Source organism: Rhodococcus sp. UNC363MFTsu5.1, assembly GCF_000686785.1.
Lineage (GTDB): Bacteria > Actinomycetota > Actinomycetes > Mycobacteriales > Mycobacteriaceae > Rhodococcus_G > Rhodococcus_G maanshanensis.
Genome location: NZ_JMLO01000001.1, coordinates 394,794 through 407,764 on the forward strand (window position 1 = coordinate 394,794; position 12,971 = coordinate 407,764).

12 protein-coding genes are annotated in these 12,971 nt (G+C 69.4%); 8 read left to right on the forward strand and 4 right to left on the reverse strand.

Annotated features, from left to right (window positions below):
* Positions 1–51 precede the first annotated feature (51 nt).
* Entirely contained in the window at positions 52–957 is a 906-nt protein-coding gene (gene dapA / locus BR31_RS0101845; protein ID WP_027499453.1) for a 4-hydroxy-tetrahydrodipicolinate synthase, read from the forward strand.
* Positions 954–2,957: a ribonuclease J gene (locus BR31_RS0101850; RefSeq protein ID WP_027499454.1), complete on the forward strand. Its 2,004-nt coding sequence runs from the start codon at positions 954–956 to the stop codon at positions 2,955–2,957. Before dapA ends, BR31_RS0101850 begins: the two co-directional genes overlap by 4 nt.
* A gap of 70 nt (positions 2,958–3,027) precedes the next feature.
* Here BR31_RS0101850 and BR31_RS0101855 read toward each other — a convergent pair whose 3' ends face one another.
* Positions 3,028–3,792 carry a sulfite exporter TauE/SafE family protein gene (locus BR31_RS0101855; protein WP_081830294.1) on the reverse strand — a complete coding sequence of 255 codons (765 nt, stop codon included), beginning with the start codon at positions 3,790–3,792 and terminating at the stop codon, positions 3,028–3,030.
* A gap of 80 nt (positions 3,793–3,872) precedes the next feature.
* Between BR31_RS0101855 and BR31_RS0101860 the strand changes: the two genes are divergently transcribed.
* The gene (locus tag BR31_RS0101860; protein ID WP_027499456.1) at positions 3,873–4,496 is read left to right on the forward strand and encodes a TIGR03085 family metal-binding protein; all 624 of its coding nucleotides are present in this window, start codon (positions 3,873–3,875) and stop codon (positions 4,494–4,496) included.
* Here the strand turns inward: BR31_RS0101860 and BR31_RS0101865 are convergent.
* Complete coding sequence (locus BR31_RS0101865) at positions 4,493–5,731, reverse strand: MFS transporter (protein ID WP_027499457.1); 1,239 nt, start codon at positions 5,729–5,731, stop codon at positions 4,493–4,495. The two genes, BR31_RS0101860 and BR31_RS0101865, sit on opposite strands and share 4 nt — an antisense overlap.
* Positions 5,732–5,854: 123 nt before the next feature.
* On the opposite strand from BR31_RS0101865, the gene BR31_RS0101870 reads away from it, so the two are divergent.
* From BR31_RS0101870 to BR31_RS0101880, 3 genes are all read left to right on the forward strand, one after another.
* Complete coding sequence (locus BR31_RS0101870; protein WP_027499458.1) at positions 5,855–6,787, forward strand: LysR family transcriptional regulator; 933 nt, start codon at positions 5,855–5,857, stop codon at positions 6,785–6,787.
* A 61-nt stretch (positions 6,788–6,848) separates the two neighbouring features.
* Positions 6,849–9,506 carry a DNA translocase FtsK gene (locus BR31_RS0101875; protein WP_027499459.1) on the forward strand — a complete coding sequence of 886 codons (2,658 nt, stop codon included), beginning with the start codon at positions 6,849–6,851 and terminating at the stop codon, positions 9,504–9,506.
* 202 nt (positions 9,507–9,708) lie between these two features.
* Positions 9,709–10,692: a TerC family protein gene (locus BR31_RS0101880; RefSeq protein WP_027499460.1), complete on the forward strand. Its 984-nt coding sequence runs from the start codon at positions 9,709–9,711 to the stop codon at positions 10,690–10,692.
* 75 nt (positions 10,693–10,767) lie between these two features.
* Here BR31_RS0101880 and BR31_RS0101885 read toward each other — a convergent pair whose 3' ends face one another.
* Both BR31_RS0101885 and BR31_RS0101890 read right to left on the reverse strand, forming a co-directional pair.
* Complete coding sequence (locus tag BR31_RS0101885; protein WP_027499461.1) at positions 10,768–11,055, reverse strand: YciI family protein; 288 nt, start codon at positions 11,053–11,055, stop codon at positions 10,768–10,770.
* A 32-nt stretch (positions 11,056–11,087) separates the two neighbouring features.
* Positions 11,088–11,612, reverse strand: coding sequence for an amino-acid N-acetyltransferase (locus BR31_RS0101890; RefSeq protein ID WP_051636875.1), 525 nt, complete (start codon positions 11,610–11,612; stop codon positions 11,088–11,090).
* Positions 11,613–11,759: 147 nt separating this feature from the next.
* On the opposite strand from BR31_RS0101890, the gene pgsA reads away from it, so the two are divergent.
* Positions 11,760–12,401: a CDP-diacylglycerol--glycerol-3-phosphate 3-phosphatidyltransferase gene (gene pgsA / locus BR31_RS0101895; protein WP_081830295.1), complete on the forward strand. Its 642-nt coding sequence runs from the start codon at positions 11,760–11,762 to the stop codon at positions 12,399–12,401.
* Complete coding sequence (locus BR31_RS0101900) at positions 12,398–12,898, forward strand: CinA family protein (protein WP_027499464.1); 501 nt, start codon at positions 12,398–12,400, stop codon at positions 12,896–12,898. Before pgsA ends, BR31_RS0101900 begins: the two co-directional genes overlap by 4 nt.
* Positions 12,899–12,971 lie beyond the last annotated feature (73 nt).

The following is a 12,971-nucleotide window of genomic DNA, read 5'->3' on the forward strand; positions in this document are numbered from 1 at the left end:
CGGGCACTGCGGTGTTCAATCTTCACCTGGGCACCGGGTAACCTTCTGACCATGACCAACGGTGAATCCGCCCCCGTCGAGCATCCGTTCGGCACCATCCTGACCGCGATGGTGACCCCGTTTACCGGCGACGGGAAGCTGGACGTCGATGCGGGCGTTCGGCTGGCGACGCACCTCGTCGACGGCGGCTGCGACGGGTTGGTGCTCGCGGGCACCACCGGTGAATCTCCCACCACCACGGAGAACGAGAAGCTCGAGCTGATGCGCGCGGTCATCGACGCCGTCGGCAGCAGGGCCAAGATCATCGCGGGCGCCGGCAGCAACGACACCGCACACAGCGTCGAGCTGGCGCGCGACGCCGCTCGGGCGGGCGCGCACGGACTGCTCGTCGTCACCCCGTACTACTCCAAGCCGCCGCAGTCGGGCCTGCTCGCGCACTTCACCGCGGTCGCCGACGCGACGGACCTGCCCGTGATGCTCTACGACATCCCGCCGCGCTCGGTGGTGCCGATCGAGACCGAGACGATCTACCGGCTCGCGGAGCACCCGAGGATCCTGGCGGTCAAGGACGCGAAGGGCGATCTGAACGCGGGTGCCGAGCTGATCGCGAACACCGACCTGCAGTTCTTCTCCGGCGACGACCCGCTGAACCTGCCGTGGCTCTCCGTTGGTGCCACCGGTTTCGTCAGCGTGATCGGTCACCTCGCCCCTGGCCGCCTGCGCGAGCTGCGCGATGCGTTCCTGGCGGGCGACAACGACCGGGCCCGCGAGATCAACGTGAGCCTGCTCCCGCTGATCCGTTCGCTCGGCCGTCTCGGCGGCGTCTCGGCCTCGAAGGCCGGACTGCGACTGCAGGGCATCGACGTCGGTGACCCGCGACTGCCACAGGTGCCACCGGGTCCGGAGCAGGTCGAGGTCCTCGCGGCCGATCTGCGCGCGGCAGGGGTGCTGTCATGACCCGTCCGCCGCGCCGTCGCAGCGCCAGCCGCCAGGCCGGACCCCCGTCTCCCGCCGCGGCACCCGAGGCCGCCCCGCAGCAGGCGCCCGCCCCTGCCCCCGAGCAGGCGCAGCAGCCGCAGGCCGAGTCGGCACCGGCGGCCCAGGAGCAGGCACCCAAGCGTCGCCGCGGCGGCGCCAAGGCGCAGGGCGGCGCCGCCGCCAAGTCGCAGGGTGGCAGCGCCCCCAAGTCCCGGTCGCAGGGTGGATCGGGACGTCCGCAGCGTCAGCCGAAGAACGCGGGCGGCGCGCAGCGCCCGGACGGCCGCCTCGGCGTCGACCCGACCGAACGGCTCGGCCTGCCGCCGAAGGCGCCGCGGGGTGGCCTGCGTGTCGTCGCGCTCGGCGGCATCGGCGAGATCGGCCGCAACATGACCACCTTCGAGCATCAGGGCAAGATCCTGATCGTCGACTGTGGTGTGCTCTTCCCCGAGGACCAGCAGCCGGGCGTCGACCTGATCCTGCCGGACTTCAACTACATCGAGGACCGGATGGCGGACGTCGAGGCCGTTGTGCTCACGCACGGCCACGAGGACCACATCGGCGCGATCCCGTTCCTGCTGCGCCTGCGCCCCGACCTGCCGGTGATCGGCTCGAAGTTCACCCTGGCCCTGGTCGCGGCCAAGTGCCGCGAGCACCGCCAGCGGCCGAACCTGATCGAGGTCATCGAGGGTCAGCGCACCCAGCACGGGCCGTTCGAGTGCGAGTACTTCGCCGTCAACCACTCGATCCCCGATGCGATCGCCGTCGCGATCCGCACCTCCGCCGGCATCGTGCTGCACACCGGCGACATCAAGCTGGACCAGTTGCCGCTCGACGGCAGGCTCACCGACCTCGCCGGATTCTCGCGGCTCGGCGACGAGGGCGTCGACCTGTTCCTGGTGGACTCGACCAACGCCGAGGTGCCGGGCTTCGTGACGCCCGAGCGTGAGATCGGCGGCGTGCTCGACAACGTCATCGGCAAGGCGAAGCAGCGCGTCATCGTCGCGTCGTTCGCCAGCCACGTGCACCGCATCCAGCAGGTGGTGGACGTCGCGGTGCGCTACAACCGCCGGATCGCGTTCGTCGGGCGGTCGATGGTCCGGAACATGCAGATCGCGCAGGACCTCGGCTACCTGTCCGTTCCCGACGGCGTCGTGGTGGACATCGACACCGCGGCGAACCTGCCCGACGACCGGCTGGTGCTGATCTCGACGGGGTCGCAGGGCGAGCCGCTCTCGGCGCTGTCGCGGATGGCGCGCGGCGAGCACCGGCAGATCAACGTCCGGGCCAACGACCTCGTGGTCCTGGCGTCGTCGCTGATCCCGGGCAACGAGAACTCGGTGTTCGCGGTGGTCAACGGTCTCGCCAAGCGAGGCGCCACGGTCGTCACGCAGCAGAGCGCGAAGGTGCACGTCTCCGGTCACGCCTCGGCGGGGGAGCTCCTGTACCTGTACAACGCGGTCCGGCCGACCAACGCGATGCCGGTGCACGGCGAGTGGCGCCACCTGCGGGCCAACGCCGCGCTGGCCAAGGCGACCGGCGTGCCCGAGGACCGTGTGGTGCTGGCCGAGGACGGCGTCGTGGTCGACATGGTCGACGGCCTCGCGGAGATCGTCGGTCGCGTCCCGGTCGGACACGTCTACGTGGACGGACTCTCGGTCGGCGATGTCGGCGACTCGACCCTCTCGGACCGCCTCGTGCTCGGCGAGGGCGGTTTCATCTCGATCTCGCTCGCCGTCGACACACACACCGGCAAGGCCGTGAGCACCCCCGTGGTGCACGGGCGCGGCTTCTCCGACGACCCGGCGGCACTCAAGGAGGCCGCCGTGCTCGTCGAGGCGGAACTCGCCCGGCTCGCGGCCGAGGGCATCACCGACACCCATCGGATCGCGCAGGCGGTTCGGCGCGTGGTCGGTCGCTGGGTGGCGGACAAGTACCGGCGTCGGCCGATGATCGTGCCGACCGTCATCGGCGTCTAGCCACCGCGCCGAGAACCTCTCGCGACGGCCGGCCCGGTTCGATCACCGGGCCGGCCCGCGCGTAGTGGTGTCAGAACAGGAGTCGCCACAGTCCGATCAGGCCGACGGCGACGATGACCCCCCGGAGCGCGTTGGGGGAGAGCCGCCTGCCGTACCGGGCGCCGACGGTTCCGCCGACCAGCGATCCGACGGCGATGAGTCCCGCTGCCGCCCAACTGATCCGGTCGAACGCGACCAGGGTGTACGCCGTGGCGGCGACGAGGTTGACGAGAAGCGAGAGCAGGTTCTTCGCGGCGTTCATCCGCTGCATCGACTCCGGCAGCAGGGCGCCCATCACGCCCACCAGCAGGATTCCCTGCGCAGCCGTGAAGTAGCCGCCGTACACACCGACGGCGAAGGTGCCCGCGGTCAGCGCCGCCATCCGCCCCGGCCCGACGTGCCCGGCGGTCCGGCCCTGCGCCTCCGCGCGCTCCCTGGCCCAGGCCTGGATCCGCGGACCGGCGACCACCAGGATCAGCGCGAGCACCAACAACACCGGCACGATCGTGACGAATGCCTTTTCGGGCAGATGGAGCAGCAGCCAGGCGCCGAGGCTTGCTCCCGCGAGCGACGCCGGGATCTGCCAGCGCAGCCGGTCCCATTGGCCGCGGAGTTCGCGGCGGTATCCCCAGGTGCCCGAGACGCCGCCCGCAACGAGGCCGACCGCATTCGACATCGTCGCGACAACCGGCGGATAACCGAACGCGACAAGGGTGGGAAAGGTGATCAGCGTTCCCGAGCCGACGAGGGCGTTGATCGCTCCCGCTCCGAAACCGGCGAGGGCGATGACGATCATCTCGGTGATGGGCACCGAAGGGACGGTACTGGGTGCGTGTCAGCGCGCGGTCTGGCCCGCTCGGCAGTAGCGTGACGGCCATGAAACTGGCCCATGACGAGCGTCTGGCGCTCGTGGTCACGATGGCCGAGTTCGGGCCCGACGCACCAACGCTGTGCGGCCAGTGGACCGTCCGGGATCTGGCCGCGCACCTGGTGCTGCGCGAACGACGGCCCGATGCGGCCGCGGGCATCATGGTCTCCGCCCTGTCGGGGTATACCGAGCGGGTACAGGCGTCGATCGCCAGCGGGTCCTTCGAGGACCTGCTCGAACAGATCAGGACGGGTCCGCCCGTGTGGTCGCTGATGCGGCCGTTCGACGAGCAGCTGAACCTGGCCGAGATGTTCGTCCACCACGAAGACGTGCGACGCGGCGGCGAGGACTGGGCGCCCAGGTCCCTCGATCCGGCCTGGGCCGGTCCCCTCTGGACGCTGGCCCGACGGATGGGCAGGCGCGCATATCGAAAGGCGACCTGCTCGGTCGTGCTGGAGCGTCCGGACGGGAAACGGGCCACGGTGCGCAGCGCGGACGGCGAGACCGTGGTGCTGCGCGGCGACCCCGCGGAGCTCGCCCTGCACGCCTTCGGACGTGACGCGGTCCTGATCGAGGCCGAGGGCCCCGATCAGGCGGTCCAGGGTGTGATGTCGCTCGATCGCGGTATCTAGATGTAGGTGGCCGCCGCCGCGACCGCCGGTTCGGGCATGTGTGCCTGCTTCGGCAGCAGGAGCGGGGTGGCGAGCAGGAGAACACCGGACACGGCGATCGCGACCAGCGGGCTGGTGAGTGTCGCGAGGACGCCCCAGGTCACCACGAGGGTGGCTTGGGCGAGCTTGCTGCTCACACTCCATGCGGTGAGGACTCGTGCGGCGTGATCGGCTGGAGTGCGCTGCAGGCGTTCTGTCGCGTTGATGGGGTTGAAGATGCCCATGCAGGTGATCAGCAGGCCCTCGACGACGATCACCGTGAGGAGCCCGGCGATGCCGGGTTGGGCGAAGGCGAGACCGAGCGGGAAGATCGAGCGCAGCCAGCCGGAGACGACCATCACCCGGTGCCTGCCGTAGCGGGTCACGAGGCGTGGTGAGAGGCGGGCACCCGCGAGGCCGCCGAGCGCCGGGATGCCGAAGGCGAGACCGTATTGCCAGGCGGGGAAACGGTATTCGCCGAGCAGGAGGACCGCCAGGAGCGGAACGGTGGCCATGATCAGGCCGCTCACCAGGATCGAGTTCAGGAACAGGCGCCGTAGCGCGGGGTCGTGGAGGATGAATCGCCAGCCGCCGAGAAGTTCGGTGGCGCGCGGCCCGGTGGCCGGGTCGCGGGGCGCTGCGACGTCGTCGCCCCGGATGCGGAGGACCCCGATCGCGGACAGCAGAAAGCTGAGGGCATCGGCGGCGACGGTGATGACCGGGCCGAGAAGCCCGATGAGCGCTCCGCCGAGGGGCGGGCCCGCCGCGGTCGCCACCCAGCTCGTGCCCTCGAATCTTCCGTTCGCGACGAGGAGGTGATCGCTGCGGACGAGGTGTTTCAGGTACGCGCCGGAGGCGGCGGCGAAGACGATGCTCGAGGTTCCCGAGACGACCGAGACGGCCAGCAGTTGGCCGTAGGTCAGCAAACCGAGGAAGTACGCGATCGGAACGCTCGCCATCGCGAGGAACCGGGCCAGGTCCGTCGCGATCATCACCGGCCGTTTGGCCCGGTGTTCGACCCACGTCCCGAGCGGGATCGCAACGATCGCCGCCACGGTCAGCCCGGCCGCCTCGAGCAGCGAGACGGCGAAGGCCGGTGAGTGCAGCACCTCGACCGCGATGAGTGGGAAGGCTCCGAAGGCGATCCATGTGCCGTAGGTGCTGACGGCGTAGGCCGACCACAGCCGGCCGAAGTCGCGTCCCAGTTGCGCGCGCATGCGACTCCTCCCCGACAACCGATGGTTTGCTCGCGGAATCACAGCAGCCGTGTCGGCACGGGATCAAACAACCGGCTCACCGGCGAGCCACAACGATCGGTTGTGCGCCCCTAGGGTGGTCGAATGGATACCGAGGCAGTGCGATCGTTCGTCCGCGCGGCCGAGCTCGGACAGCTGCAACACGCGGCCAACGAGCTGGGCGTGACGCAACAGGCCGTCTCCAAGCGGATCGCGGCCCTGGAACGGGAGCTCGAGGTCCGCCTGTTCACCCGAACCGCCCGCGGGGTCGAGTTGACCATCGACGGCCAGGCGTTTCTTCCGCACGCACGAAGCATCGTCACGGGCGTCGAGCGCGCCGTCACCGCGATCAGGCCCGGCTCGCGGGCTCTTCGGATCGACGTCCTCGGCCTGCGATCCGCGCAGGCCGTCGTCCTGCACGACTACTGGCGCTCGCATCCCGAGACCGACCTCGACGTGGTGACCCTCAAGGTCAACGACCCGCGCGTGGCGGTCGCCGCCGTCGAGGCAGGCGAGATCGACGCCTCGTTCCGCACGGTGACCGATCCGGCCACGTTGCCGCGCGACGTGCACATGATCCACGCCTTCGACTCCCCGCTGGAACTCCTCGTCGGCCCGAGACATCCCCTCGCCTCCGCGCGAACGCTGACGCCACCGCAGCTGCGCCGGCATCGGATCTGGGTGCCGGGCATCGCGGCCGGCAGCGAATGGTCGGAGTTCTACGATCAGCTCGCGACTGAATTCGACTTGCGCATCGACGCCGCAGGGCCGCACTTCGGCGATGAGGTGCTCTTGGACACCCTCGCGGACTCCGCGGACGTCGCCACCCTGGTCGGGGCGCGCGACCGGTACCTCTGGCCGACGAACCACGACCTGCGCCGCATCCCGATCGTGAATCCGACGATCGCGTACCCGCTCTCGCTCATCCTCCCCAGAACGCCTCACCCCGGGCTACGGGCGATCATCGACCACTTCGGAAACCTGACGCCGCTTCCGGAGACGACCTGGCGTCCATCCTGGGCAACGAACCGACGCTAAAAGCCCTGTTGCGGGTGTTGCGGATGGTCCTGATGGGGCCGCAGCGACTAACCTGACGTGCATGGCAGGTAAGACCGGGACCCGAACTACCAAGAGCGCGTCATCCTCGCCGCGGTCCTCCGCGAGCGCGGGATCGTCGGCGTCGGGCGGTTCGAAGGGGCGGTCGGGCGGCCGGACGACCAAGACGGTGACCACCCCGCGCAAGCCGACGGCGCCGCGCAGCAACGCGCAGGCGGCCAGGCGCAAGCCGGCGGCCAAGCCGCCGGTGAGCCCGCTCAAGGCCGCCGGGCGCGGGCTGGGCCGGGGCTGGGCTCTGATGGCGCGCGGTGTCGGCGCGACGACCAGGACGGTCAGCAAGGCCGCCGACATCGAGCCCGGTCATCGCCGGGACGGGATCGCGCTCGGACTCGTCGCGGGCAGCGTGATCGTCGCGGCCGCCATGTGGTTCGCCGCCGGTGGCCCGGTCGGTGACTGGCTCGAGACCGGCGTGCGGGCGCTGTTCGGCGGTGCTGGCGCGGTGCTGCCGATCCTCGCGGGCGCTATCGCGGTGGTGCTGATGCGTTCGGAACCGCACCCGGAGGTGCGGCCGAGGTTGATCCTCGGTTCGCTGCTGATCGGGTTGCCCGCGCTCGGCGTGTGGCACGTCATCAGCGGGGCGCCCGTCGATGCCGAGGGCCGGGCAGGCGCGGCGGGATTCCTCGGGTATGTCGTCGGTGGGCCGCTGACCGACGGCCTCACCATGTGGCTCTCCATCCCGCTGCTGATCCTGGCGATGGGGTTCGGGGTCCTGCTGGTCACCGGCACCACCGTGCGTGAGGTGCCGGAGCGGCTGCGGGCGCTCTTCGGCGTGCACGGTCACGACGACGAGTACGAGCCGTACGACCCCGAGGACGGCTACGACCACGGATACGGGGACCAGGGGCACGACGACCTCGAGGACCTGCGAAACCTGCGACCGGCGCGCCGATCCCGTCGGGCGAGCCAGGACCCGACGGACTTCGACCCGGCGCTGTTCGATGCCGACGGGTACCCCGTGGACGACCGCGGACCGGCCACGAACTATCCGATCGAGGAGACCGCGAACGAGGCGGTCACCGAGGTCATCGCGGCGCCGCCCGCCGCTCCTGTGCCCCCGGCCCGTCCGCGACCGAAGCCCAAGCCGACCCCGGCCCCCGCCGAGGCCGAGGACACGACGCCCGCGATGCTGATCCCGGACCGTGTCATCGAGGGCGACTACACGTTGCCGCCGACGTCGCTGCTCATCGAGGGCGACCCGCCGAAGACCCGCAGCTCGGCCAACGACACCATGATCGAGGCCATCACCGAGGTGCTCGAACAGTTCAAGATCGACGCCGCGGTCACCGGCTTCACCCGCGGCCCGACGGTCACCCGCTACGAGGTCGAACTCGGCCCTGGCGTCAAGGTCGAGAAGATCACCGCCCTGGCCCGCAACATCGCGTACGCCGTTGCGACCGACAACGTCCGGTTGCTCGCGCCGATCCCCGGCAAGTCCGCGGTGGGTATCGAGGTGCCGAACTCGGACCGGGAGATGGTGCGGCTGGCGGACGTGCTGTCTGCGCCGTCGACCAGGAAGGATCACCACCCACTGGTGATCGGCCTCGGTAAGGACATCGAGGGTAACTTCGTCAGCGCCAACCTGGCGAAGATGCCGCACCTGCTGGTCGCGGGTTCGACGGGCTCCGGTAAGTCCAGCTTCGTCAACTCCATGCTGGTCTCGTTGCTCGCCAGGGCCACCCCGGACGAGGTCCGGATGATCCTGATCGATCCGAAGATGGTGGAACTGACCCCGTACGAGGGCATCCCGCACCTGATCACGCCGATCATCACCCAGCCGAAGAAGGCGGCGGCCGCGCTGGCGTGGTTGGTCGAGGAGATGGAGCAGCGCTACCAGGACATGCAGGCCAACAAGGTCCGGCACGTCGACGACTTCAACAAGAAGGTCAGGTCCGGGGAGATCACGGCGCCGCTCGGCAGTGAACGCGTCTACCGGCCGTACCCGTACATCCTCGCGATCGTCGACGAGCTGGCGGACCTGATGATGACCGCGCCGAGGGACGTGGAGGAGGCGATCGTCCGGATCACGCAGAAGGCCCGCGCGGCAGGCATCCACCTCGTGCTCGCCACCCAGCGCCCGTCGGTGGACGTGGTGACCGGCCTGATCAAGACCAACGTGCCCTCGCGCCTCGCCTTCGCGACCTCCTCGCTCACGGACTCGCGGGTCATCCTCGACCAGCCGGGTGCGGAGAAGCTGATCGGCATGGGCGACGCGCTGTTCCTGCCGATGGGGGCGGGCAAGCCGACCCGTCTGCAGGGCGCCTTCATCACCGATGAAGAGATCACCGCGATCGTCGACTTCTCCAAGAACCAGGCCGAGCCCGAGTACACCGAGGGTGTCACCGCCTCGAAGGCGGCGGACAAGAAGGATGTCGACCCCGACATCGGCGACGACATGGACGTGCTGCTGCAGGCCGTGGAGCTGGTGGTCACGAGCCAGTTCGGCTCCACCTCCATGCTGCAGCGCAAGCTCCGGGTCGGCTTCGCCAAGGCGGGTCGCCTGATGGACCTGATGGAGACCAGGGGAGTGGTCGGTCCCAGCGAGGGCTCCAAGGCCCGCGACGTGCTGATCAAGCCCGACGAGCTGGACGGGCTGCTCTGGTCGATCCGCGGCGGTGACCCGGAGTCCGAGCCCGAGGAATGAGTCGGCCGGGCCCGCGCAGGACCGGCGGGCCCGCCGGTTTGTGGTTGAATGAACAAGCCTTGGAGGGGAGTATCCCCCATTTCTGTGGCAACCTCGTCAACACGAGCGGCACCATTGCCGCTCCGGGGTTGCCGGTCGGCGGCACCGTCGGCGGGAGAGACCTCCGGTGCCCTACCTATCGGCAACCGGAGGTCGTTGACTGATGCACGTCACACCGCTCATCTGGATCGTCACCATCTTGGTGATCCTCGGGCTCTTCGTATTCGATTTCTTCGCGCACGTGCGCACCCCCCACGAGCCCACCTTCCGCGAATCCGCCTTCTGGTCGGCGGTCTACATCGGCATCGCGATCCTGTTCGGCTTCGTGATCATCTGGGGCTGGGGCGGCACCTACGGCGGTGAGTATTTCGCCGGATACGTCACGGAGAAGGCCCTCTCGGTCGACAACCTGTTCGTGTTCGTCATCATCATGTCGACGTTCGCGATCCCCCGTCAGTACCAACAGAAGGTGCTGTTGATCGGCATCGTGATGGCGCTGGTGATGCGCGGCGCCTTCATCGCCGTCGGCGCGGCGGCCATCAACGCCTACAGCTGGGTGTTCTACCTGTTCGGCCTGTTCCTGGTGTACACGGCGTACAAGCTGATCAAGGAGGCCGGCCACGAGGCCGAGGTGGAGGAGGAACGCGAGAGCAAGATCATCGCGATCGCCAAGCGGTTCCTGCCCACCACCGAGGAGTTCGACGGTGACAGGCTGACCACGAAGATCGACGGCAAGCGCCTGGTGACGCCGCTGTTCCTCGCGCTCGTCGCGATCGGCTTCACCGACATCCTGTTCGCGCTGGACTCGATCCCCGCGATCTACGGCCTCACCAAGGAGCCGTACATCGTGTTCACCGCGAACGCCTTCGCGCTGATGGGCCTGCGGCAGCTGTACTTCCTGATCGGCGGTCTGCTCGAGCGCCTGGTCTACCTGTCCTACGGCCTGTCGATCATCCTCGCGTTCATCGGCGTGAAGCTGGTGCTGCACGCGCTGCACGAGAACACCCTGCCGTTCATCAACGGCGGCGAGCCCCTGAGCGTCCCCGAGATCTCCACGGGAGTCTCGCTGCTCGTGATCCTCGGTGTGCTCGTGGTGACCGCGGTGGCGAGCCTGCTCAAGACCCGCAACACCGCGGCCAAGTCCTGACGGTCGACACCCGCTGAACCCGGCGCGGCCCCGGCACCGAGAACAGGTGCGGGGGCCGCGTCGTCGTGTGCGCCGCTACCGGTCGCTGAACTGACCCATCACCGGCAGCCATTCGGTGAACCGGGCGGCCTCGACGAGGCCGGCCCTCGCGAAGGGGTCGTTCGTGAAGAGCGAGCGCGCGGCCGCGACGTCGTCGGCCGCCACCAGGATCAGCGCGCCGCTGCCGTCCGCGAACGGCCCCGTGGTCAGCACGACGCCGCTGTCGACGAGTCCGGACAACCACGCGCGGTGGTCGGGCCTGACCTCGTCCCTTGCGGCGGCGGTGGCCTCGCTGTAGGTGTACTCGACGGCGACGATGGGCATGAGGGCTCGCTTTCGGGAGGGGTGGGCGGGAACTAGAGGGTGAGGAGCATCCGGGTGTTGCCGAGCGTGTTCGGCTTCACGTAGCTCAGGTCGAGGAACTCCGCCACGCCGGTGTCGTAGGAACGGCACATCTCGCCGTACACCTCCGCGGTCACCGGGGTTCCCTCGATCTCGACGAAACCGTGCTTTCCGAAGAAGTCGACCTCGAAGGTGAGCACGAACACGCGGCCGAGCTCGAGTTCGCGGGCGACCTGGATGAGCTGCGCGACCACGAGGTGGCCGATGCCACGGCCCTTGACCTTGGGATCGACCGCGACCGTGCGCACCTCGCCGAGGTCGGCCCACAGGACATGCAGTGCGCCGCAACCGATCACCTCGCCGTCGAGCTCGACGATCCAGAACTCCTGAACGGCCTCGTAGAGGGTCACCAGGTTCTTCTCGAGCAGGATCCGGCCCGCGTAGATGTCGATCAGGCGCTTGATCTGTGGCACGTCGGAGGTTCGCGCGCGGCGGACGGTCGGAGCGTCCGGATCGGAGGTCATGGGCCCAGAGGTCATGTGGTGCAGAGTAGTCATGGGTCCAACCGATATTCTTAGCCATGTGCCCGCCCCACTCGACAGCCTCCGCGACGAAACCCCCTTCGACGGGGTGGCGTCGCGCGCCGCGTGGGTGATGGCCCGGTGACCGCGCAGTCGCACGACGAGATGGCGTCCGGCGGGCATCCGGACGCGGGGACCGAGGTGTCTCCGGTCCAGGGCGGGGTGCCACACGAGAAGCCCGTGCCCGTGGTCAACATCGCCAACATCCTCACCGTGCTCCGCATCGTCCTGGTCCCGGTATTCCTGGTCACGCTGTTCATGGACGGTGGACACTCGACCTTCTGGCGGATCATCGCCACGATCGTCTTCGCGGTCGCCGCGATCACCGACCGGATCGACGGCCAACTCGCGCGCAAGTACGGACTGGTCACCGACTTCGGCAAGCTCGCCGATCCCATCGCCGACAAGGCCCTGATCGGTGCTGCGCTGGTGGGACTGTCGGTGCTCGGCGACCTCAGCTGGTGGGTCACGGCGATCATCGCGGCCCGCGAACTCGGGATCACCCTGATGCGGTTCGCCGTCCTGCGGCACGGCGTGATCCCCGCGGGACGAGGGGGCAAGCTCAAGACCCTGGTGCAATCCCTTGCCATCGGCATGTACCTGCTGCCGCTGCCCGCAGGTTGGGCGACGGTGAGCGCCATCGCGATGGGCCTGGCGGTCTTCCTCACCGTCGCGACCGGCCTGGACTACGTGATCCAGGCGGTTCGGCTCAGGGCGGGCGTGCACCCACACGAACCCGGGTCATGACCGACCCTCTGGTCGCCGGGACCGAGGCGGCCGATCTGGTGTCCGCACTCACCTCGCGGGGCCAGACGGTCGCAACCGCGGAGTCGCTGACCGCGGGGCTGCTCGCGGCCACGATCGCCGGGATTCCCGGCGCGAGCCTGGTGTTGCGCGGCGGGCTGGTGGTGTACGCGACAGATCTCAAGGCCGGCCTCGCGGGCGTCGATCCCGGGGTGCTGGCATCGGACGGTCCGGTGGCCGCGAGTACGGCTCGGGCGCTGGCGGTCGGCGCGGTGGCTCGGTGCGGGGCCGACTGGGGAGTGGGACTGACCGGCGTCGCGGGACCCGACCCGCAGGACGGGCAGCCGGTCGGCACGGTGTATCTCGGCATAGCCGGTCCCGACGGTGTCTCGGCGGAGCGGCTCGAACTCGCCGGTGACCGGTGGGCGATTCGCAGCGGCGCGGTCCGATCCGCCGTGTCGGCCCTCCTAGTCCACATGCGCGCGGCCCCGGCGGGATAGGCTCGGTTTGCTCAAGTCGCGGCCGCCGGGAACCATTTCGGATCCTTCGGGCGTTGAACAAGCTGTTGGGCGG

Bases quoted from the DNA above. Each gene is read 5' to 3' on its own strand.
- dapA (WP_027499453.1), top strand. From the start codon at position 52: ATGACCAACGGTGAATCCGCCCCCGTCGAGCATCCGTTCGGCACCATC.
- BR31_RS0101850 (WP_027499454.1), top strand. From the start codon at position 954: ATGACCCGTCCGCCGCGCCGTCGCAGCGCCAGCCGCCAGGCCGGACCC.
- BR31_RS0101855 (WP_081830294.1), bottom strand. From the start codon at position 3,792: ATGATCGTCATCGCCCTCGCCGGTTTCGGAGCGGGAGCGATCAACGCC.
- BR31_RS0101860 (WP_027499456.1), top strand. From the start codon at position 3,873: ATGAAACTGGCCCATGACGAGCGTCTGGCGCTCGTGGTCACGATGGCC.
- BR31_RS0101865 (WP_027499457.1), bottom strand. From the start codon at position 5,731: ATGCGCGCGCAACTGGGACGCGACTTCGGCCGGCTGTGGTCGGCCTAC.
- BR31_RS0101870 (WP_027499458.1), top strand. From the start codon at position 5,855: ATGGATACCGAGGCAGTGCGATCGTTCGTCCGCGCGGCCGAGCTCGGA.
- BR31_RS0101875 (WP_027499459.1), top strand. From the start codon at position 6,849: ATGGCAGGTAAGACCGGGACCCGAACTACCAAGAGCGCGTCATCCTCG.
- BR31_RS0101880 (WP_027499460.1), top strand. From the start codon at position 9,709: ATGCACGTCACACCGCTCATCTGGATCGTCACCATCTTGGTGATCCTC.
- BR31_RS0101885 (WP_027499461.1), bottom strand. From the start codon at position 11,055: ATGCCCATCGTCGCCGTCGAGTACACCTACAGCGAGGCCACCGCCGCC.
- BR31_RS0101890 (WP_051636875.1), bottom strand. From the start codon at position 11,612: ATGACCTCTGGGCCCATGACCTCCGATCCGGACGCTCCGACCGTCCGC.
- pgsA (WP_081830295.1), top strand. From the start codon at position 11,760: ATGGCGTCCGGCGGGCATCCGGACGCGGGGACCGAGGTGTCTCCGGTC.
- BR31_RS0101900 (WP_027499464.1), top strand. From the start codon at position 12,398: ATGACCGACCCTCTGGTCGCCGGGACCGAGGCGGCCGATCTGGTGTCC.